Annotated in this window: 22 protein-coding genes and 1 riboswitch; of the genes, 5 read left to right on the top strand and 17 right to left on the bottom strand. The window is 40.9% G+C overall.

Annotation, left to right across the window (positions count from 1 at the left end; genetic code table 11):
* Nucleotides 1–44: 44 nt before the first annotated feature.
* Together EGX73_RS10495 and EGX73_RS10490 are read right to left on the bottom strand one after the other, a co-directional pair.
* Nucleotides 45–1,421, bottom strand: a complete 1,377-nt coding sequence (locus EGX73_RS10495; RefSeq protein WP_005472169.1) for an ATP-dependent DNA helicase RecQ — start codon at nucleotides 1,419–1,421, stop codon at nucleotides 45–47.
* Nucleotides 1,415–2,398 carry a helix-turn-helix domain-containing protein gene (locus EGX73_RS10490; RefSeq protein ID WP_003126811.1) on the bottom strand — a complete coding sequence of 328 codons (984 nt, stop codon included), beginning with the start codon at nucleotides 2,396–2,398 and terminating at the stop codon, nucleotides 1,415–1,417. The genes EGX73_RS10495 and EGX73_RS10490 overlap by 7 nt, the downstream gene beginning before the upstream one ends.
* Nucleotides 2,399–2,433: 35 nt before the next feature.
* On the opposite strand from EGX73_RS10490, the gene EGX73_RS10485 reads away from it, so the two are divergent.
* Nucleotides 2,434–2,649 carry a ferredoxin gene (locus tag EGX73_RS10485; protein WP_003126810.1) on the top strand — a complete coding sequence of 72 codons (216 nt, stop codon included), beginning with the start codon at nucleotides 2,434–2,436 and terminating at the stop codon, nucleotides 2,647–2,649.
* Nucleotides 2,650–2,690: 41 nt separating this feature from the next.
* On the opposite strand, the gene EGX73_RS10480 is transcribed toward EGX73_RS10485, so the two are convergent.
* The 14 genes from EGX73_RS10480 to tuf all read right to left on the bottom strand — a co-directional run bounded on the left by EGX73_RS10480 (nucleotide 2,691) and on the right by tuf (nucleotide 16,676).
* Nucleotides 2,691–3,284, bottom strand: coding sequence for an ECF transporter S component (locus EGX73_RS10480; RefSeq protein ID WP_003126809.1), 594 nt, complete (start codon nucleotides 3,282–3,284; stop codon nucleotides 2,691–2,693).
* A gap of 154 nt (nucleotides 3,285–3,438) precedes the next feature.
* A riboswitch (FMN riboswitch) is annotated at nucleotides 3,439–3,563 on the bottom strand.
* An 81-nt stretch (nucleotides 3,564–3,644) separates the two neighbouring features.
* Nucleotides 3,645–4,361, bottom strand: a complete 717-nt coding sequence (locus EGX73_RS10475) for a pseudouridine synthase (protein ID WP_123866934.1) — start codon at nucleotides 4,359–4,361, stop codon at nucleotides 3,645–3,647.
* Nucleotides 4,361–4,939 (bottom strand): SMC-Scp complex subunit ScpB, encoded by a 579-nt coding sequence (gene scpB, locus EGX73_RS10470; protein ID WP_003126807.1) that lies wholly within the window; start codon nucleotides 4,937–4,939, stop codon nucleotides 4,361–4,363. The genes EGX73_RS10475 and scpB overlap by 1 nt, the downstream gene beginning before the upstream one ends.
* Entirely contained in the window at nucleotides 4,932–5,684 is a 753-nt protein-coding gene (locus EGX73_RS10465; protein WP_003126805.1) for a segregation/condensation protein A, read from the bottom strand. The genes scpB and EGX73_RS10465 overlap by 8 nt, the downstream gene beginning before the upstream one ends.
* Before the next feature lie 14 nt (nucleotides 5,685–5,698).
* A complete protein-coding gene (xerD, locus tag EGX73_RS10460) occupies nucleotides 5,699–6,589 on the bottom strand; it encodes a site-specific tyrosine recombinase XerD (RefSeq protein ID WP_003126804.1) in 891 nt (296 codons plus the stop codon).
* A gap of 89 nt (nucleotides 6,590–6,678) precedes the next feature.
* Nucleotides 6,679–7,149, bottom strand: coding sequence for a Fur family transcriptional regulator (locus EGX73_RS10455; protein WP_003126803.1), 471 nt, complete (start codon nucleotides 7,147–7,149; stop codon nucleotides 6,679–6,681).
* A gap of 109 nt (nucleotides 7,150–7,258) precedes the next feature.
* A complete protein-coding gene (locus EGX73_RS10450; RefSeq protein WP_003126802.1) occupies nucleotides 7,259–8,122 on the bottom strand; it encodes a S1 RNA-binding domain-containing protein in 864 nt (287 codons plus the stop codon).
* Nucleotides 8,123–8,147: 25 nt separating this feature from the next.
* Complete coding sequence (locus tag EGX73_RS10445; RefSeq protein WP_123866933.1) at nucleotides 8,148–8,465, bottom strand: AzlD domain-containing protein; 318 nt, start codon at nucleotides 8,463–8,465, stop codon at nucleotides 8,148–8,150.
* The gene (locus EGX73_RS10440) at nucleotides 8,458–9,165 is read right to left on the bottom strand and encodes an AzlC family ABC transporter permease (protein ID WP_003126799.1); all 708 of its coding nucleotides are present in this window, start codon (nucleotides 9,163–9,165) and stop codon (nucleotides 8,458–8,460) included. The genes EGX73_RS10445 and EGX73_RS10440 overlap by 8 nt, the downstream gene beginning before the upstream one ends.
* A gap of 118 nt (nucleotides 9,166–9,283) precedes the next feature.
* Nucleotides 9,284–11,239: a cell division site-positioning protein MapZ family protein gene (locus tag EGX73_RS10435; protein WP_005472165.1), complete on the bottom strand. Its 1,956-nt coding sequence runs from the start codon at nucleotides 11,237–11,239 to the stop codon at nucleotides 9,284–9,286.
* 324 nt (nucleotides 11,240–11,563) lie between these two features.
* Entirely contained in the window at nucleotides 11,564–12,670 is a 1,107-nt protein-coding gene (rpoD, locus tag EGX73_RS10430) for an RNA polymerase sigma factor RpoD (protein ID WP_003126797.1), read from the bottom strand.
* Between the two features lie 23 nt (nucleotides 12,671–12,693).
* Nucleotides 12,694–14,523, bottom strand: a complete 1,830-nt coding sequence (gene dnaG, locus EGX73_RS10425) for a DNA primase (RefSeq protein ID WP_003126796.1) — start codon at nucleotides 14,521–14,523, stop codon at nucleotides 12,694–12,696.
* Between the two features lie 157 nt (nucleotides 14,524–14,680).
* Nucleotides 14,681–15,310 (bottom strand): lysozyme family protein, encoded by a 630-nt coding sequence (locus EGX73_RS10420; protein ID WP_021151258.1) that lies wholly within the window; start codon nucleotides 15,308–15,310, stop codon nucleotides 14,681–14,683.
* Between the two features lie 178 nt (nucleotides 15,311–15,488).
* Nucleotides 15,489–16,676 carry an elongation factor Tu gene (gene tuf / locus EGX73_RS10415; protein WP_003126794.1) on the bottom strand — a complete coding sequence of 396 codons (1,188 nt, stop codon included), beginning with the start codon at nucleotides 16,674–16,676 and terminating at the stop codon, nucleotides 15,489–15,491.
* Between the two features lie 274 nt (nucleotides 16,677–16,950).
* On the opposite strand from tuf, the gene EGX73_RS10410 reads away from it, so the two are divergent.
* Nucleotides 16,951–17,310 (top strand): YxeA family protein, encoded by a 360-nt coding sequence (locus tag EGX73_RS10410; RefSeq protein ID WP_003126793.1) that lies wholly within the window; start codon nucleotides 16,951–16,953, stop codon nucleotides 17,308–17,310.
* 44 nt (nucleotides 17,311–17,354) lie between these two features.
* Here EGX73_RS10410 and EGX73_RS10405 read toward each other — a convergent pair whose 3' ends face one another.
* Nucleotides 17,355–18,359 (bottom strand): nucleoid-associated protein, encoded by a 1,005-nt coding sequence (locus tag EGX73_RS10405; RefSeq protein WP_003126792.1) that lies wholly within the window; start codon nucleotides 18,357–18,359, stop codon nucleotides 17,355–17,357.
* 159 nt (nucleotides 18,360–18,518) lie between these two features.
* On the opposite strand from EGX73_RS10405, the gene EGX73_RS10400 reads away from it, so the two are divergent.
* From EGX73_RS10400 to EGX73_RS10390, 3 genes are all read left to right on the top strand, one after another.
* Entirely contained in the window at nucleotides 18,519–19,358 is an 840-nt protein-coding gene (locus EGX73_RS10400; RefSeq protein ID WP_021151263.1) for an aldo/keto reductase, read from the top strand.
* 14 nt (nucleotides 19,359–19,372) lie between these two features.
* Nucleotides 19,373–19,642, top strand: coding sequence for a hypothetical protein (locus EGX73_RS10395; RefSeq protein WP_005472161.1), 270 nt, complete (start codon nucleotides 19,373–19,375; stop codon nucleotides 19,640–19,642).
* A 213-nt stretch (nucleotides 19,643–19,855) separates the two neighbouring features.
* Entirely contained in the window at nucleotides 19,856–20,497 is a 642-nt protein-coding gene (locus tag EGX73_RS10390; RefSeq protein WP_003126789.1) for a hypothetical protein, read from the top strand.
* Nucleotides 20,498–20,506: the final 9 nt, after the last annotated feature.

Genomic DNA, 20,506 nt, shown 5'->3' with positions numbered 1-20,506 from the left:
GTATTATAACATAGCTTGAATCGAACTGTCTTTTAAAAAACGATTCAATTTGTTTCTTTAAAAATTTTTAGTAAACGTTCCTGCCACGAGTTCTTTCTTTGCGGCTTGAATTCCTTTTGGTCAAGCCGAATTTCAATACCATCGATATCACAACACTGGTCAAGCGGTTGTTTTTCTTCGTCAAAATGAGCCAATAAAAAACACCGTCGACAACTAGTACAGTGAATGTATTCGAGCATCGTTTTTAGCTGCTGCTTTTTTTCCCACTCATTTTGCTTTAAAATAGCAAACCATTTGTTGGCACCATGCTCATTGATTTTTGCTTGCCATTTTTCCTGCAATGGGGAAAGCATCAAAGATTGCGGCGTCATTTCCAGCTGTTCTCTTTCTGCACTTAGTTCCTTTTGAAAGAAATAATGGATGGTTTCGTCTCCAGGACGATAGAGTAAGATCGCATAGCTTTGCTTGCCATCTCGACCTGCTCGGCCAATTTCTTGACTATAGTTTTCTAACGAATCCGGCAGATCATAATGGATCACAAAGCGAATATCTTGTTTATTGATCCCCATTCCAAAAGCATTTGTGGCGATCAATAACTGCAGCTCGTTCCGACTAAACTGCTGCTGAAGGACTTTACGCTGATCACTGGCTAATCCACCGTGATAATACCCCACAGAATACTTGCCGCGTAATTTTTGATAAAGTTCTTCCACCTTGTTTCTAGTGGCACAATAAATAATTCCCGCACCTGACAATTGCTGCAAGTAATGCATTAAAAGCGTGTCTTTTTCTTCGCCGCTTTTATCAACGATCAGTCCAATATTTTTGCGATCCATTCCATAGCGAAAAACTTGATGCGTTTTTCCTAAAAGGTTTTGTTGAATATCTCGTGCCACCTGTTCGGTTGCCGTGGCAGTCAAAGCCAGAGTCGTTGGTGCTTTTAATTGTTGTTTGACCGCAGCTAGCTGAAGGTATTCTGGTCGAAAATCGATCCCCCACTGAGAAACACAGTGTGCCTCATCTACGACCAGCAATGCGATTCTACTATTTGCCAATGCTTGGAGAATCGTCTTTTGAACAAGCATCTCGGGACTAATAAATAAAAATTTATACTGCTGTAGATGGCTAAGAACAAATTTTCGTTCAGCGAATGATAAGAGACTGTTAAAAGCGATCGCTCGTCTCTCACCATTTTTTTGCAAACTATACACTTGATCTTCCATCAAAGAAAGCAATGGTGATACGATTACTACCAACCCTTCCAGCAAATAACCCGGCAGTTGATAGCATAAGCTTTTGCCGTTACCAGTGGGCATGATTGCTAATGTATCCTGATGATTCAGAACCGATTGGATCACTTCTTTTTGACCTGTCCGAAAATGGGAATGACCAAAATAGTGTTTGAGCGCCTGTTCTAACATAGGATCCCTCGCTTTTGTGCAATTTGATTGATTCGGATACTTAAAAAATCCAGCGGCACTTCTTTTTGAAGAATGTGATAAGGTAATTTCCATGACAATGGAGGGAACTGCTGCTTTGTGGCAAAATAGTGATAAGGAAACTGATCATCGATGATCGCCCATTCAATCAAGTGATCGTTGACTGTTCCTCGCTTGATCTGTCTAAGTGCCATGATTTCCTCAATCGACTTCCCGCTGAGAAATAAGCGACGGGTCTTCAGCATGCTTTGGTTGAGGTTTTCTTGATAAAACGGGTTTAACCCTGCTGCTAAAAGAGGAGATTGCTTCTTTGCCACTGATAAAAAGCAGTGGATCGCTGCCGCTGGAAAAAACTGATTCCAAGGCATTTTTTGGTAGTTATCTGGTAACAGCTGAAAAAAAGTCTGACCAATTTGCTCAGGTCCTGTCAACGTCCCTGCCAAAAAGTCGGCAAATTCTCCCGGAATCTGCTCGAAGACTGTCCAAAGCTCAGTAAACAACGCCTGCTTCAATTTTGGGTGCTGCCGAATCAGCTGCCGAACCGGTTCTGTGAACATAGGAGTGTTCTCCACAGGAATATATCGATTACTGATTTCTTGAAAAGCAGCCGCTTGAACAAGCAGCTGTACCAAGCGCCACATCTGTTCCCCCCGGCGACCGAATTGAAAATAATTTAAATGACGGCAGAGTGTCTCTACTTCAGTAAGCGTTGCAGGTGCAACTGTCTGGAGAAACCCTTTTTCATCTGCTACAAGTTGTTTGGCAGCAATCAGCGCCGTGATTCTTTTATTAAATTCATCCTCTTCAAGATTCGGCATTGCTTGAAAGTAACCTAAGCGATCATAAAAAAAAGCATAACTCAATACTGAACTCGTTCGTTTGCCGTAAAGTATTTGATAAATGGTTGACGGACGCAACTTGTCAGAATGATGAAACAACGCTAAAATAAAAGCATCCATATGTCTATACTTACCTCCAGAAAGGAAACAATTCCATGTCTCAACGCTGCAAAATCATTCCTGAGCGCTGTATCGCTTGTGGATTATGTGCGGTCTGTGCCCCTGATATTTTTGATTATGATGAAGATGGTATCGTCTTATTTGCTCAAGAACCAGCCGCTCGGCAACAGTTTATCATAGAAGATCAGCAAGAAAAAGTCTTAGCTGCATATAAAAAGTGTCCTACTCGGGCGATACTGTTAGAAAAATAAAAAGATCGCGTTTGCTCAAAAGCAACATACGATCTTTTTTATTATTTTCCAACTGGTGAATGTTGCGGTTGTTTACGAGCCAACCAAGGCAACAACTTCGCATGAAGGATCAAGAAGACCCCACTGACGATAACTCCTTTGATCAAGTTAAAAGGAATAATACCGATGCTGACATAACGCGCTAATGACATGCCAAGGAATTGATCTGCTGTAACACCAAAGAAGCGCAGGTACAATGGTGTGATGACATATAGATTGGCAATACTCATAAAAGCAGTTAATGCGAGGATTCCTGTGACCACTCCCACGAATTTATTTTTCGCATGGATCCCTTTACGGAAAAAGTAGTACATTGGCAAAGTGAAGACACAGGATGCCAAGAAACTTGCCGTGTCTCCCACGAGATCTGCTGGTGAAAAACCAGATAGAAACAAGTGTAAGAGAGAACGTAGAAACGCGGTTGCCACGCCAGCAAAAGGACCGAATAAAAACATGACGATCATTACTGGAATATCGCTAAAATCGATTTTCAAAAAGCTAAACGCCGGGATGATGGGAAACGCAATAAACTGTAAGACTGTTCCCATTGCTGCACACATTGCTATTGTTACCATTTTTCTTGTTTTGTTGTTCATTAATACAAATCCTCCTAAGTTCAGGATTCCTCTTCAAACGAACCTATTAAATTTCCTTGATTCCTTACTTGTCGGCGCCAGACAAAGTAAAAAATGCCCTCTTTTCCACAGGGAAAAAGAGGGCATTTGAAAAACCATAGGCAAATCAAATACGCTCTATCTTCTTTATCCAGACTTTACTGTCGGTATCGGAATTTCACCGATTCAGCTACTTCAAAAGAAGTAGGTCGTGGACTATCACCACCGGTCGGGAATTGCACCCTGCCCCTGAAGACGAACCTTTTATTTATAATACATGTTTCATTATACACAAAAATTCTCGATTGACAAATTTTTTAAGCATCTTTTGCTGTGTGCTGGTTATTTCACTTGTTTTTTTAATTCATTGACTTCTTTTTTCGTCAACTCCCGATACTCTCCAGGGCGCAACCCAGCTAATGTCAACGAACCATACATTTCCCGTTTCAATTTTTGGACCGGTAAACCAACTGCTTTAAGCATATTTTTCACTTGATGATTACGGCCTTCATGAATCGTCAATTGGACGATACTTGTTTGAGTAGCAGCGTCTATCGACAAAATCTCAAAGCGAGCAGGTGCGGTTTTCTTGCCTTCGATCCGAATTCCTCTAGACAAGGGCAATAGTTGTTTTTTATCAGCGATTCCTTTCACTTTTGCCACATAGACTTTATCCACTTCATGTTTTGGATGCATCAGTTTTTGTGAAAGATCGCCGTCATTGGTCAGCAATAATAAACCTGAAGTATCATAATCCAATCGTCCGATTGGGTAGAGACGTTCTGGAACTTCAGTAAAAAAGTCTAAAACAACTTTCCTTTTTTTATCGTCAGTTACTGCTGAGATTACGCCACGTGGTTTATAGAGCATATAGTAGACGGGCGATTCTTGTTCAATTGGGACACCGTCAACTTCCACGCGATCTTTGGCACTCACCTGTACTCCTAGTTCCTTAACAATTTGACCATTGACACTGACACGACCTGCCACAATCAACTCTTCTGCTTTTCTGCGAGAAGTGATTCCAGCATGTGCGATTACTTTTTGCAAACGTTCCATTATGAGTCTCCTTCTTGTTTGTAACGATCATAAAAAAGATCCACTGGTCCATCTTCTTCGAGTTCGTCTTCCATTGCTTGAATATCAGGTAATTCGGCTAATGATTTTAGGCCAAAGTAATCCATGAAGTATTCAGTGGTTCCATATAAAATTGCTCGACCTGGTCCATCAACACGGCCTTTTTCCTCGATCAATCGTTTTGCGACTAATTTCTGTACGGAGCCGCTGGACTGGACCCCACGAATCTCTTCTACTTCGATTCGTGTGATCGGTTGCTTGTAGGCAATGATCGACAATGTCTCTAACGCAGCTTGCGAAAGAGAGTTGCCCATTGGCGATTCTGCGTATTTCTTTAATAACGGTGCGACTTCTTTCTTTGTGGACAAAACAAAATGATTCCCAACTTCTAAAATATGCAAGGCTGAATCTTCATTTTCTTCATAACGCTGATTCAATTCTTGCAAGTACTGATAGACAGCCGCAGTTTTGCTATTGACTAAGTAGCTTAATTCTTCTAATCCGATCCCTTCATCTCCTACGACAAAGAGAATCGCTTCTATTTCACTATATTTACTCATCTGTTTTACCTGCTGGGTAAAGCAAGATCGATTCATAGTTTCCTTCTTGCTCTACTCGAATATATCCTTTTTTCATTAATTCTAATAATGCCATGAAAGTGGTAACGACTTCTGTTTTGCTGTAATTGGTGAAAAAAGAATCAAAACGTCGTCCCTTTTTGGCATTTCGTTGCTGCATTTCCAATTGGATCGTCGCCATTTTTTCATCAATGGTACTTTCATCTGGTGTGATCTTTGTCTCCAGTACTTTCCGACTCTTTTTCTTTTCAAGCATTTTATGAAAAGCCAAGAATAAATCGATCGTGTTGAACCGGTTGGCTGCCAATTCATCACTTTTTTCTTTATAGGCATCGACATCCATCGGATCTTTCGTAAAGTATAAACTTCGTTCTTCCGCTTTTTCGGATAATTGTTCGGCTGCGTATTTGTATTTACGGTATTCCAATAGCTGAGCAACCAGCATATCCCTTGGATCTTCTTCATAAGGATCGTTTTCTTCAATCAAGATCTCTTGTTTTGGCAGCAGCATCTGGCTTTTGATTGCCATCAGTGTAGCAGCCATCACCAAGTATTCTCCGGCAACCTCTAACTCTAAACTTTTCATTGCATGAATATATTGCATATATTGTTCGGTGATCGCTGCAATTGGAATATCATAGACATCGATCTCCAATTTTTGAATCAGATGCAGCAACAGATCCAACGGTCCCTCAAAGACATCTAGTTTGATATTGATTTCTTCCATGTCTTCCTCTATTTCTAGGCACGAGGAAAGTGCTGCTTATACACTTCCGTCATCCTTTTTTTCGTAATATGAGTATAGATCTGTGTCGTGGATATATCTGCATGCCCTAATAATTCTTGAACGGTACGCAAATCGGCACCATTTTCCAATAAATGGGTGGCAAAACTATGCCTTAGCGTATGTGGCGTCACATTTTTTGTAATGCCTGCCTTGCGCACGAGGGCCTTTAAGTTTTTCCAGATTCCTTGACGAGAAAGTTGTTTTCCATGATTATTGACAAAAAGATGACTCTCTTCTGGATGTTTCCGAGTCAAAAAAGGGCGTGCTTCTTCCAAGTAAGTTTCGATCCACTGAATCGCCAGATCTCCTAAAGGAACGATTCGTTCCTTGTCACCTTTCCCTGTCGTCTGCAACAGACCCATGCTTAAATGAAGGTCTTTCAGTTGCAACCCGATCAGTTCACTGACCCGAAGGCCGGTAGCATACATCACTTCTAAAATCGCACGATCGCGGATTCCCAACACTTCTTTGGTATCCGGTGTCTCGATCAAGCGCTCAACCTCAGAAAGGCTCAATGTATCAGGCAGTTTCTGTTGTTTTTTTGGGGAATCGATGTGCTGCATAGGATCATGATCCGTAAAGCGTTCTTGACGGAGAAATTGATGAAACCTTCTCAAGCTTGATACCATTCGAATAATGGTCGCCGAGGATTTCCCTGATTGCTGCAATTGCTGCAAAAAAGAGAGGATCAAGACACGATCCACCGCCTGCCAATCTTTGATGTGCTGTTCCGTCAAAAATGTAAGGTACTGCTCTAGGTCGCGCTCATAACTTTTACGGGTATTTTGGGATAGCCCCCGCTCAATCGTCAGATAATGCAAATAATCGATGATCTGTTCTTTCATACACGTCCCCCCTACTTTCAACCTCTTTATCATAACAAATTAAAGTTTGATATGATAGTAGTTCAACCACAAAAAAAGCTGAGGAGCAATTACGCTTCACTCAACTTCGCTGCATTTTTTGTCTGACACTTCTGACACACTCCATGAAAAGTCAATCGGTGGTCTTTTACTAGAAAATGGTATTTTTTCTCTACGATGTCTTCGACACCTGTCAGCAGATCTTCTTCTACTTCTTCGATACTGCCACACTCTAAACAAAGCAAATGGTGATGGAAATGCTTTGCTCCTTCTTTGCGCAGATCGTAACGAGAAACACCATCATTGAAACTCACCTTGTCCACGATTTTTAGATCAGTTAAGATTTCTAATGTACGATACACTGTAGCTAGTCCAATTTCTGGACTTTTTTTGCGCACAAAAAAGAAAATTTCTTCTGCAGATAAATGATCTTTCTCATTCTCCAAAAGAACCAACAAGGTAGCTTCTCGTTGTGGAGTCAATTTAAATCCTGATTCATGAAGTTGTTTTTTTGTCTTCTTTAAAGCAGCAGTTGTATTCATACAGGCCTCCATACATCGCTAATTTATAACGATTCTAATCTAAGAGACGTCAACTCTTAGATAATATTGTAATCATTATAAATTAGAATGAGAAAAGATACAAGCATTCTCAATTGGATTTTTTGACTTTGATGGTGAAGCCGTCTTTTTGTTCCACTAAACGCTGTTTCATCAAGGTACCGATCGCCCGCTTGAATTGGCCTTTACTGATACCGAATGTCTGCAGAATCTCTTCTGGTGTCGATTTATCAGTAAAAGGAATACGATGATCTGCAGCTCGATCCAAGAATGTCATGATCATAGCAGCATCATTTGAAATTGCTTCATAAGCACGAGGCTTCAATGATAAATTCAGAACACCATCCGGGCGAACACCAATTACTCGTCCTGAGACAACTTCTCCTAAACGTGGTTCTTGGTATCTTTCGGAAGGATGGATAAAGCCAATGTAGAAATCATCCGTGAGCAAGTAAGTTCCCGCAAGTTTCAAGCGATAGACTGTCCCTGTAATGTCAGCATTCTTCAACGTCTCTGAACCACGTTTACTCAATGCTTTAAAAATCTTTTCATCCGCTAAAGAAGCCCAGATTCGATCCTTTTCATCCACCGTCAAGCTGACCATCAAGCGATCGCCTTTCTTTGGCCAAAGTTCCCGCATTGTTGGTAATTCATCTAATGATACCACCATATCTTTATCTTTGAGCCCAATATCGACAAAAACGCCTAAATCTCGACGACTGTCCGTGACAGTTCCGAAAGCATAATGTCCTTGGCGGCTTTTAGGAATCTCCGTAGTGATTACGAGTTCTTGTTTTTGATTCTGATAACCAAAGCCCTCCACAGCTTCTCCAAGATGGTGCTCTCCTTCTGCTTTTGATAAGCGAAAAGTCAGACCATTTTTTTGTACAAAGTAATTTTGATCATTCTCATCAATGATCAATCCGCTAAAAACGGATGCCAATAAGTCTTTCATTTTTTCTCTCCTTAGAAATGATTTACTAGAAAAAGAATCGAATCGCCGCCATCGTGATGATACCTGTAACAACGATCTTCATCAAATCTTTTGTATAATAACCGACCACTAGCGCTGGTAAACAAGCAACGGTTTCTTTGACTTTAAGCAATGGAAATTGTCCTTCACGAAAAACCAACAGATTTTGAACAAGCAGCGCCCCAAGAATACAAAGGGGTAAGTAGCTTAGAAAGATCGTGAATTTTTCAGGAAAAACTAATTTCTTCGAAAATAAAAACGGCAGCACCCGAGGTATCCAAGTAACGACACCACAAGCTATCATCAGTATAACAAAATCAATCATGATGTGTCACCGTCCCTATCAAACATCCAATCAAAGTGGCAGCAATCACGGCTACTTCAGCTGTTGAAATTCGCATAAAAAGGACCAATGAAATTACCACAGCGGCTAGCACCAGCACCGTCTGCTTGGTCTTCTTTTTTAAAGGCAACTCTACTTGAAAAAGGAATAAGCCAACAAACATAGCCACTAGTGCAAAGTCCAGTCCTAATGCTTCAGGATCAGGAATATATGACCCTAACAACGCTCCTAAGAAAGTGGCAAAGATCCAACTTAAATAGGCCATGACATTCAATCCGTGAGTCCATCGGGTAGTGATTGGTTTGTTTTGTTGCAAAGCTGTCGTTAAAACTCCATAGGATTCGTCTGTCAGCAATGTGCCGATGCCAATTCCTGACACTAATGAAGCAGAACGGAAATAAGGTGCTACCGATAAACTCATCAAAAAGTGGCGTAAGTTTACTAAGAAAACTGTCGCAACGATCGAAGTAAACGGTGCTTGAATAGCCAAAAGGGCACAGATGATAAACTGGGCACTTCCAGCATAGACAATGATCGACATCAAGAGGACTTCAATGACCGTCAAGCCGATTCCTTTCCCCACGACTCCCATTGCAAAACCAATGCCTAGATAACCCAGAATCGTTGGAATACAGGCAATAACTCCATCACTGAACTGTTCATATCTTTCAATTTTCTGCAACAAAAAAACCTCCGTTTCCGATTGATTATCATCCATCATATCGAAAAGCCGGAGGAGAAACAAGCTGTTTTTTGATTCAATAATGTAATTATGCTGAAAATTTTCTAAGTGTCACCCATCACCGAATCGTATGATCATTTCCATTTCCACGGAAATACCCGGTTTTGGCATTCACTGTAAAGAGATACATTGGAAAAGCGGAATCACCGGTTCCTTTCAACAAGGAGCCTTGGTTGTTGGTCGCATAAAAATTATAGTAACCTTCTCCATTCACGATTCGTACGCGCTCAAAGGTATAACCCCCTTCAACGACATAGCCGCGAGCAATTGCGGTTGCAATGATCTTTTCTTGGACACCAGGCGCCCAATTCCAAGCTGGATTGCTAGAGTCTGCCAAATCACTTTCACGTGCTGGAATGATTGGTTGATTATTGGTATTCGTTGGTGTATTCGGCGATAATACATAATCAGCTTCAGAAGACTGGCTATTGTTAGCCGTAGTTGTTTCTTGAGCTGCGGCGGCTTTTTCCGCTTGTGCCTGAGCTGCTTCTTGGGCCGCCTTCTCTTTAGCAGCCTTCTCGGCAGCTTCTTTTTTCTTCAGTGCAGAATCAATCGGTGCTATCTCAGCAGTCAATTGCTCTTTTAAAGAAGCAATCGGCAATGCATCGATCTTCTTCACTAAATCATTGTAGCTTTTTCGCGTGACTTTGTCAGAAAGTTCACCCTCTTTATTCAAAGCAACCATGCTTTTGACTGCATTTCGTACTTCTTCGATCTGGGCATACTCTTTTTGCCCTTGATCAATCGCCCGATTTACTAATTGATCGAATGGTGTTTCAGCTGTTCTTTTTGACATAGTCACTGCCGAAGGCTCTTTTAAGGAAACCTTCTGCAATTGATCTTCAATGATCACTGGACTAGTGAAATACCCATTGATTTCCGAAAGAGTCGCCATCTTTTCTTTGATTGTTTCAGACTGAGCCAACAAGTCCGGGTAACGGCTTTCCGTTTTATACTTGGCTAGTCGATCAGTCAATGCCGTCAATTGCATAGTTGTTTTGTCTGCTTTGATAAATCCTTGGTTATCGTCGGTATAAAAATCGGCTAGATCCGCTTCGATCTGGTCCAGCTCACTTGCTGTCGCAATTTGTTCTTGACGAGCGGTCTCTTCGTAATAATACCAGCCACCTGCAGAAACAAGTACCAACGCCGCAGCCGCTACATAGAATTTTTTGCGTGACTTTTTATTTTTGGGCAGTGGATCGGTTTTACTCTTCGTATTTTCAGATACCGCTGTTTTTTCTGGAATTTCGGCAAGCTTTGTTTCTTCTGCTTCAATTTTCGGTTGCGGACTCTCTGTTGATTGAGGGCTTTCTGAAGATTCAGCAATCGCTGCAGTATCAGTTTGTTCATCTTCTAATCCAGATTGAGATTGTTCCTCCGTTAGAGGAAGAGCCTCTTTATCGTCCGTGACTTCCGGTATCACTGGAACATCTGTCGCATCTTCATCCATCTCTGAATTTTTATGTTGACGAATATAAGCAGATAAAATAGCCGAATCGTGATCTTCAGGGACCTCGGCTGAATCTACTAAATCATTGGGCTCTGCGGAACTTTCTGCGATCGATTGGATTCCTTTGTCTGATCCAGACACTTCATTGCTTTCATTTCCACTGTGCATCGATTGTTCTGCTGACTGATATTCAAGTGACTGTGATTCGATCGTTTCGGACGCATCTGATAGCGTTTCTTTTGAAACGGGTGTCTGTTCTATATTTGGGTTCGTTATCAGCTCTTGCACGTTTACGTCGTCTTCTGACTGATTGTTCTTTGACTCATCAGTTTCATTCTTGTCTTCGAAATGTTCAATTAATTCACCTAAGGGAACATCCTTAAAATCAGACCAGCGGATATCATCATTTTGCTGCGGATTCTTTTCGGATACCGTCTCATTCGTATGAGGGGCTTCTTTTTCATTTGCCTCATCCGCTTTAACAAACTCAAAGCCGCAGTTTGGACATTTCTTTTGTGCATCAATTGATTCAAATCCACATTGAGGACATGTTTTCATCATTTGTTCGAATTTGCTCCTTTTATTTTGAACCTGCTTCGGCAGGTATCTGTTCATCGTTGAAAGGTTTCATTTTACTACAGAATATCACACTTATAGACTTGCCCTTTATTCACTGGCTTTGGTGAAAAAACTCTCTGTACCAAAATGATTCACCTTCGTGTAAATGATTCACAAAATTAAATTTATCATATTCAAAGCAATTAGCCAACACTTGCTTCGTTACGTTTTTATTAAGTTCATTACTTTTCCTACGAAAGTTGGCTAAACCACAAGAAAAAGACTTCTCCAATCATACTTCTTGGAAAAGTCTTTGTGGTCTCAGTTTTATTCTAGAAAATCTTTTAATTGTTTTGAGCGGGATGGATGGCGTAATTTACGTAACGCTTTTGCTTCGATCTGACGAATCCGTTCTCTCGTTACACCAAAAACTTTTCCGACTTCTTCTAAAGTACGTGTCCGACCATCATCGATACCAAAACGCAATCGCAAAACATTTTCTTCACGATCGGTCAACGTATCTAGTACGTCTTCCAGTTGTTCTTTCAACAATTCGTAGGCTGCATGTTCGGCGGGACTTGTCGCATCTTGATCTTCGATAAAATCGCCTAGATGGGAATCATCCTCTTCACCGATCGGTGTTTCCAATGAAACTGGCTCTTGTGCGATTTTCAAGATTTCACGTACTTTTTCAGTTGGCAGATCCATTTCTGCTCCGATTTCTTCCGGTGTCGGTTCGCGACCTAGATCTTGCAGTAATTGCCGTTGGATTCGAATCAATTTATTGATTGTTTCCACCATATGGACTGGAATCCGAATCGTCCGTGCTTGGTCGGCAATAGCACGAGTGATTGCTTGACGAATCCACCAAGTGGCATAAGTCGAGAACTTGAATCCTTTGCGGTAATCGAATTTTTCAACAGCTTTCATCAAGCCCATGTTTCCTTCTTGGATCAAGTCCAAAAACTGCATCCCCCGACCAACGTAACGTTTCGCAATACTTACAACGAGACGTAAGTTGGCTTCAGCTAACCGTTGTTTCGCTTCTTGGTCGCCTTCTTCGATTTTTAAAGCAAGGGCTACTTCTTCTTCGGCAGTCAATAAGGGTACGCGTCCGATTTCTTTCAAATACATCCGTACCGGATCATTGATCTTGACACCCGTAGGAGCGGAAAGATCTTCTTGTGGTTGCGTTGCTTGCTGCTTTTCATTGCTCTTCAAACTATGAACGGAAGGCTCCCCATTCTCATCTACTACACTGATCCCTGAGTCTTCCAGTTTTTGGATCAGCTTGTCCATTGCGTCTGCATCTAAAGAATAAGGGGTCGCTAAATGATTGGTTAGTTCGTCATAAACGACTTGTCCTTTTGGTTTGTTTTCTTTGATAAATTCGGCAACAGCTTTGTCATATGTTTTCTTTGTTTCTTCTGCCATGAAAGAAAGCCCCTTTCAGTTCGCTATTTAGCTTGTTTCAACCGTTTGGTCAAATCAATGATCGCAATTGCTAATTCCAACTCTAATTGCTGGTTTCCTTTTTGTCGTGCTTCTTGCTGCTGGATTCGTTTTTGATTGATTTCTTCAGCAATGCCCGACTTACGAAATACCTGCAGAAGGTCTTGGAATTCTTGTTCCGTCCCCTCTTCAGAAGCCTTGATATCAGCGATCTCGATCACTTGTTGTTTCATTTGTTCATCTTTCAAAAAATCCAAGAATTTTGCTAGGATAAATTGCTCTTCGGTTTCCATATACGCATCGTATAAAAAATAGATTTGTTGGTATTTATCATGAATAAACGCAACACCGGTACTTTTAAAACGAGGATTCAGCGTATTGTCATGGAACAGACGATATAACAGTAATTCCTCCGCCTTTTCTACCTGAGTTTTCCGTTGCTGTCGTGGTGGCGGTGGTGCTACACTCACTGCTTCACGAACTGGCGGTGAAGGCGTTGGGGTCGGCTGCGTCTGTTTTAACTGACGCAATTGCGTCTGTAGTGTTTCTCGACTAATATGAAATTCAGTTGAAAGTTGTGTCAAGTATCGGTCTTGTTCTAGCAAAGAATCTACATGCTGTAATTCTTGCAAGACCTCTTGGACATAATCGATCTGTTCTTTTTCATTGGCCAAATTGCGATTGGCACGATGAAAGTCCATTTTGAATGCAAACACCGTTTCTCTGCCATGCATGGCCAGTTTGAAAAAGGCCTCTGTACCATACTTTCGCACATAATCATCCGGGTCCAGACGTTCAGGGACTCGAACGACGGAGAGATTCACGCGGCTATGTTCTTGTAAAAGATCAATCCCGCGATTCGTTGCATTGATTCCTGCCTGGTCACCATCATAGCAAAGGATGACTTCTGTAGCGACACGTTCAATATTGGCAATCTGCTGGTTCGTCAAACTAGTTCCCATTGAAGCGATCCCGTTCTCAATTCCTGATTGCCACGCTGCGATTACATCCATAAAGCCTTCAAATAGAAAGACTTGGCCTTCTTTTCGGATTGATCGCCGGGCTTTATCAAAGTTGAAAAGTACTTCACGCTTATTGAAAAGCATTGTTTCCGGACTGTTCAAATACTTGGGCTGGTCTTTGCTATCATCCTGTTCCGTTTGAAACCAGCGTCCAGAAAAACCGATGGTCTTTCCTTGAGGGTTCCGAATCGGAAACATGATTCTTTGATAAAAACGGTCAGCAAGTTGCCCATCGTTCCTTTGTACAAAGAGACCTGTATCCGCAAAAAATGCCGCATTTGCTTTTTCATTCAAAAAAACTTTTTCCAAAAAGGCACGCTCGTTAGGCGCAAAACCAATCTGAAATTCGTCAATCAGTGCCATCGTCAATCCGCGTTCCAGCAAATAATCCAATGCGCCTTGCCCGGCAGCCGTATTGACTAACATGTGATGATAGACTTCAGCAGCTTTTTCATGCAACGCGATCAATTGATTTTGCTGAGAAGAGGTTGCATCAATTGCTTCGGTTTGCTTGTATTGCTCATCTAAAGGGATATCACTGATTTCTGCAACTTTCAAAACAGATTCTGGAAAACTTAATCCTTCTAACTCTTGCAAAAAACCAAAGACATTGCCTCCGCGGCCACAGCCAAAACAATGGTAGATCTGCTTGTCTTCTGCCACAGAAAAAGAAGGTGACTTTTCGTTGTGGAAGGGACATAATCCAAAATAGTTTTTCCCAGATTTCTTCAACTGGACGTACTGACCAACGATATCAACGATATTGCTTCGTTCTCGAATATCATCAATGACCGTTTGAGGTATTCGTGCCATCCACTCACCTCCATTCGGTAAGTATTCCCGTATTCATTAGGTAAAAAATCGCACCAATCAGAATCAGTGCGACGAATAATTAGACAGAATCACTCATATTGATTCTATCATATTTTATTGTTTTTTCAAGTCTTTTACCTGCTTGATTCAGAGACTTTCAAGAAAACAAAATACTACCCATTTTTATCTTCCATTGATTGAATTTTACCACATCTGCATAAAATAAATTGCCACCATTGTGATACAAATAACCGCCATTATAAGTGATCGACTGCCACCCCCAGTAACGATAGGTTTGCTCATTATCATTTCCTAACAAAGGAGAAAGCACTTCTTTTGAATAGGACTCTGCCAGTTCTAGCGTATTTTCGCCACCATTCTTGGCTACATAATCAATATAGTCTGTCCCAAAATTATAGGCTTGAACGGCGGTCCACAGATCACAGTCCATGTCAACAGATTTTTTGATCAGTTTAGCCAGATAAGCCACTCCTTGCTCGATACTGTCTTGGGCATTTTCAAATTGATTTTGTTTCCCGTAAGCACTCTCTGAGCTTTGCATCGGGTCGTTTCCTTCCCCTTTTGATTCAGTCAACATAATACTCATCGCTAATTCCTGATAGTCGCTGATGCCATATTTTTCTGTTTGCTCAGCGATTGTTTCTTCATAAGAATACACTTTCTTTAGAGCTGTATAATTTTTATAGCCTAAAAACAGTCCGCCGATAAGCAACAGGACTCCAGCTATTTTTGCTATAAAAATAAAAAATCGTCGCAGTTTTCTCATGAAAAAACATCCTATCTTTTTAGTGTCAGCTTCTATCCTACTATGAAACTTATTTGCTGACTAGGTTTGTTTTCCATCATCTAAAATCCTTAATAAAATCACAAAGAAATTTAGAAAAAGAAACAGTGACTGTCCTAAAAGGCTCTAGTCACTGCTTCATTTTTGTTGAAACACTGATTTATTTTTCGATTTCAGTAACGATACCGGAACCAACTGTGCGGCCACCTTCACGAATAGAGAACGTCGTTCCATTTTCAACGGCGATTGGATGAATCAATTCCACATCGATGGTCACGTTGTCACCTGGCATCACCATTTCTGTTCCTTCAGGCAATGTAATGTTCCCTGTCACATCCGTTGTACGGAAATAAAATTGTGGACGATAGTTGTTGAAGAATGGTGTATGACGACCACCTTCTTCTTTCGTCAATACATAAACTTCTGCTTGGAATTTTGTATGTGGTGTGATCGAACCTGGTTTAGCCAATACTTGTCCGCGTTCGATTTCGTCACGAGTGATCCCTCTTAGCAAGACACCTACATTGTCGCCGGCTTCCCCAAAGTCCATCGTCTTGCGGAACATTTCGACGCCTGTCACTACAGCTTTTTGAGTTTCAGGTTTGATACCGACGATTTCTACTTCATCGCCTACCCGAACTGTTCCCCGATCGATCCGTCCGGAGGCAACTGTTCCTCGTCCAGTAATCGAAAAGACATCTTCAACTGGTAAGAGTAATGGTTTGTCTGTATCCCGCTCTGGTGTTGGGATATAGCTATCTACTGTATCCATTAATTCCATGATGGCAGCTTCTGCATCAGGGTCTCCTTCCAACGCTTTTAATGCCGAACCTTTGATAACAGGAATGTCATCACCTGGAAAATTATATTCAGATAGTAGTTCTCTTACTTCCATTTCCACTAAATCGATCAATTCTTCGTCATCGACTAAATCGATTTTGTTCAAGAAAACAATCAGATGTTTCACACCAACTTGTCTCGAAAGCAAGATATGTTCCCGAGTTTGAGGCATTGGACCATCTGTTGCGGATACAACTAAAATCGCACCATCCATTTGGGCAGCACCGGTAATCATATTTTTAACATAATCCGCGTGTCCTGGAGCATCAATGTGAGCATAGTGACGTTTTTCTGTTTCATATTCAACGTGAGCGGTATTGATCGTGATACCACGTTCCCGTTCTTCAGGAGCCGCATCAATACTTGCGTAATCTTGCGGATTAGCGAGTCCTTTTTTACCAAGAACTGTCGTAATGGCAGCAGTCAGTGTCGTTTTCCCATGATCCACGTGTCCAATTGTACCAATGTTTACATGTGGTTTACTACGATCATAATGTTGTTTTGCCATAATAATTTCCCTCCTAAATGAGATGTAGCGCCGTTGGATCGGCTCTACTATCAATTATAGACTTTTCCTTACAAAAGTAAAAAATTCTTTCTTACTTATTTTTTGTAAGTTTAAACCTATCTCTATTATAGGTCAAATTTAGTCAAAGTCAAGAATATTGTCTCCTTCATTGTTCGCCGTTTTTATTCAAAATTTCTAAGATTTGCTTTGATTTTGATAAAATAGTTGGACGGGTCTGCTTTTTTATAGAATAATAGATATGAGGTGAACAGGAATGAAAAAAATCATTGCGAGTTTGATCGTCTTTGGCGTTTTCTTAGGCGGCTGTTTCTTTGCCTACCGTTATTACTATGGCGGCACTGCTTACTACACCGAAATCACTACCAGCGGTACCCACTCAACATCAATTGCCAGTGATGGTGTGGCTCAAGATATTTATAAATATGAACAAGCGGCTTATAATGAATCAGGTGAAGAGAAGATCGTTAAAATGAATGAACACCGCTCCAAGCCCCTACGAGAAGGAGCTTATCTGAAACTATTAGTCAATCCCCGCAAAGGTGTCCTCAGTTGGGAAGAAGTCTCACAAGAAGATGTACCCAAACCCGCTTTGGATCAACTCAACAATAAATAAAAATAGCTGCCAGAGACTCCTTGAGAAGAGCCTGGCAGCTATTTTTATATGCGATTGATGACTTCTTCCACATTTTTGATGGTTACAGAAATCGTGCCATCGGGATTGTTGATGAATTCGATCAAATTAGGATCTCGATAGACATCCAATGGAACGATCAACTCGATACCATTGGAAAGTTTTAGCTTTTGTTTGCCATATTTTTTTTCTGAAATTTCTCTGACCTCTCGCAGCATAGGGGCTTGATCGATATACCCTTTTTCTGCTACTTCTTCTTGAAAGGCCATCTGAGCCGTAATATTATCTTTGAATACTTTTTGGGCAATCGAATCTACATGCAGCTGACCATTTTCTTCTATTGTATCGTAAACAGCCTCTTTGACATCGGCGATGACATCATAAGAAGGGGTCTCAAACTTTTGACCAATTTTTTCAGCTACCTTTTTGATGACTTTGACATTTTCTTCTAGAGAAGGCAGCGGTTCAGAATCAATCACTTTCGTGGAGAAATAGAAATATTTTTCTCCGGAGAAGGTATATTTTTTCTCTACTAATTCGTAAGTCAGCTGCTCGACATCGATCGTTATTCCTTCATCTGCTTTTTGGGTTTTGCCAGCTAAAAGTGCTCGATGCAAAATCAGATTATTGGCGATACCTGTTTCAGTACTGTCGATAAAGTGCGTGTAGCCATCTGTATAGTTAACCTTCAAAAATGCTAATTGCAGTTTGGTATCTAATTCATACAAAACAATGAAAGCATCCGCACTTGGTGCATCTTCACTTTGTTGGTAAACTTCATACCAGCGTCGCAGGATTGCTTCACTGCTTTCTACAAATGCTTCCGGCGCTTGTTTGACGAATCTAGCCATCTCAGAGTCCTCCAGCAAGCGGCCGGTCTTTGTCTGAGGTGTCGCTAATTTTTGAATTTTTTTCGTTAAATAATCTCGGATGTATTCCGTTGTCAGATCCAATTCCACTTGCGAGTATACGGGATCACCCGTTTGTCGATCCACAATGTGCATAATCGCACGCTTTAAATAGATATCCATATTCTCTCTCCTTATCCATTTCTCAAGTGTACAAAAAAACTGGTTCAAAACACAAGTTTTTTTACATCTTTTTTGTGCATTATTTTGATCAGAAGTATCTTCCATTGGAAAAAAATCCCTTCTCTGCTAAACTAAAAACAAAGAAATGGAGGAATGAAAATGAACAGTTATACTTTATCGAACAATGTATCGATTCCTGAACTTGGCTTTGGCACTTGGCAAACACCAAATGGTGACGTTGCTGTTTCTGCTGTCAAAAAAGCATTGGAAGTTGGTTACCGTCATATCGATACCGCGCAAGGTTACAAAAATGAAGACAGTGTTGGACAAGCAATTAAAGAAAGTGGCATTCCTAGAGAAGAAATCTTTTTGACAACAAAATTATGGAATGAAAATCACTCTTACGACTTGGTCCTTTCTTCCTTTGAAGAATCGTTGAAGAAATTACAAACCGACTATATCGATCTTTTCTTGATTCATTGGCCAAATCCAGTGAAATTCCGTGACAATTGGCAGTCAGCAAATGCAGAAACATGGCGCGCGATGGAAGAGCTTTATCAAGCTGGGAAGATCAAAGCCATCGGCGTCAGCAATTTCTTGCCTCATCATTTCGAAGAACTGAAAAAAACAGCCACTATTTTCCCAATGGTCAACCAGATTTTCTTAGCGCCTGGTGAATTACAAAAAGAAGTAGTGTCTTATTGCCAAGAGCACAATGTCTTATTGGAAGCTTACAGTCCTTTAGGCACAGGAAAGATCTTTGACGTTCCTGAAATGCAGGAACTCTCTGACAAGTACGGCAAAACGATTGCTCAAATCGCGATTCGCTGGTCTTTACAACATGATTTCTTGCCGCTGCCTAAATCTGTTACACCAAGTCGTATCGAGGAAAACTTAGCAGTCTTTGATTTTGAGCTTTCTGATGAAGATATGCAGCGAATCGACCAACTAGATGGAGTCGTTGGGAAAGCAACTAATCCGGATACAACAGGATTCTAATGAGGGAAAACCCGATGGATTCTACACGTTTGGATCAACTGCCCACTGCCGTCAAGCGAGCCTTGCATCCTGATTTTGTATTTCTGATTTTTCCCGACTACGTTCAACATTTTCCCGCACGTCAGTGGGATCAGTCAGACTATCAGCAAATGCTTGCTGAAAAAGCGAAGATGCCGCTAAGCTTTTTTCTATGGGAAAATTGCTTGGTCGCCTATGGTAAAAATGATTCGTTTATTTTGATGCCTAAATATCAGCAAATCGACGCTTTGAGCACTATGCGATGAACCTGGTATATCTTTAGAAGTAAGTTGTTGCCCTCAGAAACAGTCAAAGTCATCCCCTACTCATTGGGTATGATCTTGGCTGTTTCTTTTATTTCATTTAAAGAAAAGCCATTTTTTCTGATAATCAAAAGAAATTCCTCATTTTTTCATGAAAACCCCTGTTCATTTTCGTCATTATTCCTTATAATCGAGATTGATTGAGAGGAGAAGAATATGAAAAAGAAACAATTAGCCAAGTTAAAACAACAATTTCGGCCATCTTATGAAATGGCACGTCAACAATTATTTTCAGCGATCCAACACAAGACAGCTGCAAATTTTGGACTAGAGACCACCGTTTATATCAACCCTAAAAACCGTGAGGAAATGTTGATTGAACTGCAAACGGCAACGACCAAAGAACAAAAAATCGCAGTTCCTTTAGACGAGAATTTCAAAATCGTTGTGAAACGAATCCAAAAACAAGAAAAAGGTCTATTAGATCGTTTTAGTGATAATCTAGTGGAAGAAATCGCCGCTTATTGGTTACCAGCAACATCAGCTGTCAATCAACCAGAAGCCTCTGCTACCGAACCAGTCTCAGAATCTCAGACGGAAGCAGCGGAAACAACGGATGGTTTTGCCGCTTTTGAAGAAAAAATGACTGCATTTCCTAAATTCTCTGTTGAAAGAAATGCCGAGAATGTGCAGATTTTTGAAGATACAGCGAAAGAAAAACGCCTATTGGCAACTATATCAGCGACTGAAGTTGGCGAATTCACTGTTGAACCTGCCTTAGCTCGTAAGTACAAACTGAAGCTGGATGTGATTCCATTGATCGAAGAGTATGCGAATACCCCACTAACTGAACGTTAAGCTAAAGAG

Source organism: Enterococcus sp. FDAARGOS_553 (genome assembly GCF_003812305.1).
Lineage (GTDB): Bacteria > Bacillota > Bacilli > Lactobacillales > Enterococcaceae > Enterococcus_D > Enterococcus_D gallinarum.
The sequence above is the reverse complement of the archived record's forward strand: the minus strand, read 5'-3'. Positions and strand labels throughout refer to the sequence as shown.

What these genes read in the sequence shown, in the direction of transcription:
- dnaG (WP_003126796.1), bottom strand. Translation starts at nt 14,523, where the DNA reads ATGGCACGAATACCTCAAACGGTCATTGATGATATTCGAGAACGAAGC.
- EGX73_RS10400 (WP_021151263.1), top strand. Translation starts at nt 18,519, where the DNA reads ATGAACAGTTATACTTTATCGAACAATGTATCGATTCCTGAACTTGGC.
- EGX73_RS10445 (WP_123866933.1), bottom strand. Translation starts at nt 8,465, where the DNA reads ATGATTGATTTTGTTATACTGATGATAGCTTGTGGTGTCGTTACTTGG.
- rpoD (WP_003126797.1), bottom strand. Translation starts at nt 12,670, where the DNA reads ATGGCAGAAGAAACAAAGAAAACATATGACAAAGCTGTTGCCGAATTT.
- EGX73_RS10405 (WP_003126792.1), bottom strand. Translation starts at nt 18,359, where the DNA reads ATGGATATCTATTTAAAGCGTGCGATTATGCACATTGTGGATCGACAA.
- EGX73_RS10450 (WP_003126802.1), bottom strand. Translation starts at nt 8,122, where the DNA reads ATGAAAGACTTATTGGCATCCGTTTTTAGCGGATTGATCATTGATGAG.
- scpB (WP_003126807.1), bottom strand. Translation starts at nt 4,939, where the DNA reads ATGAGTAAATATAGTGAAATAGAAGCGATTCTCTTTGTCGTAGGAGAT.
- EGX73_RS10395 (WP_005472161.1), top strand. Translation starts at nt 19,373, where the DNA reads ATGGATTCTACACGTTTGGATCAACTGCCCACTGCCGTCAAGCGAGCC.
- EGX73_RS10485 (WP_003126810.1), top strand. Translation starts at nt 2,434, where the DNA reads ATGTCTCAACGCTGCAAAATCATTCCTGAGCGCTGTATCGCTTGTGGA.
- EGX73_RS10455 (WP_003126803.1), bottom strand. Translation starts at nt 7,149, where the DNA reads ATGAATACAACTGCTGCTTTAAAGAAGACAAAAAAACAACTTCATGAA.
- EGX73_RS10465 (WP_003126805.1), bottom strand. Translation starts at nt 5,684, where the DNA reads ATGGAAGAAATCAATATCAAACTAGATGTCTTTGAGGGACCGTTGGAT.
- EGX73_RS10390 (WP_003126789.1), top strand. Translation starts at nt 19,856, where the DNA reads ATGAAAAAGAAACAATTAGCCAAGTTAAAACAACAATTTCGGCCATCT.
- EGX73_RS10420 (WP_021151258.1), bottom strand. Translation starts at nt 15,310, where the DNA reads ATGAGAAAACTGCGACGATTTTTTATTTTTATAGCAAAAATAGCTGGA.
- EGX73_RS10410 (WP_003126793.1), top strand. Translation starts at nt 16,951, where the DNA reads ATGAAAAAAATCATTGCGAGTTTGATCGTCTTTGGCGTTTTCTTAGGC.
- EGX73_RS10480 (WP_003126809.1), bottom strand. Translation starts at nt 3,284, where the DNA reads ATGAACAACAAAACAAGAAAAATGGTAACAATAGCAATGTGTGCAGCA.
- EGX73_RS10490 (WP_003126811.1), bottom strand. Translation starts at nt 2,398, where the DNA reads ATGGATGCTTTTATTTTAGCGTTGTTTCATCATTCTGACAAGTTGCGT.
- EGX73_RS10495 (WP_005472169.1), bottom strand. Translation starts at nt 1,421, where the DNA reads ATGTTAGAACAGGCGCTCAAACACTATTTTGGTCATTCCCATTTTCGG.
- xerD (WP_003126804.1), bottom strand. Translation starts at nt 6,589, where the DNA reads ATGAAAGAACAGATCATCGATTATTTGCATTATCTGACGATTGAGCGG.
- EGX73_RS10435 (WP_005472165.1), bottom strand. Translation starts at nt 11,239, where the DNA reads ATGATGAAAACATGTCCTCAATGTGGATTTGAATCAATTGATGCACAA.
- EGX73_RS10475 (WP_123866934.1), bottom strand. Translation starts at nt 4,361, where the DNA reads ATGGAACGTTTGCAAAAAGTAATCGCACATGCTGGAATCACTTCTCGC.
- tuf (WP_003126794.1), bottom strand. Translation starts at nt 16,676, where the DNA reads ATGGCAAAACAACATTATGATCGTAGTAAACCACATGTAAACATTGGT.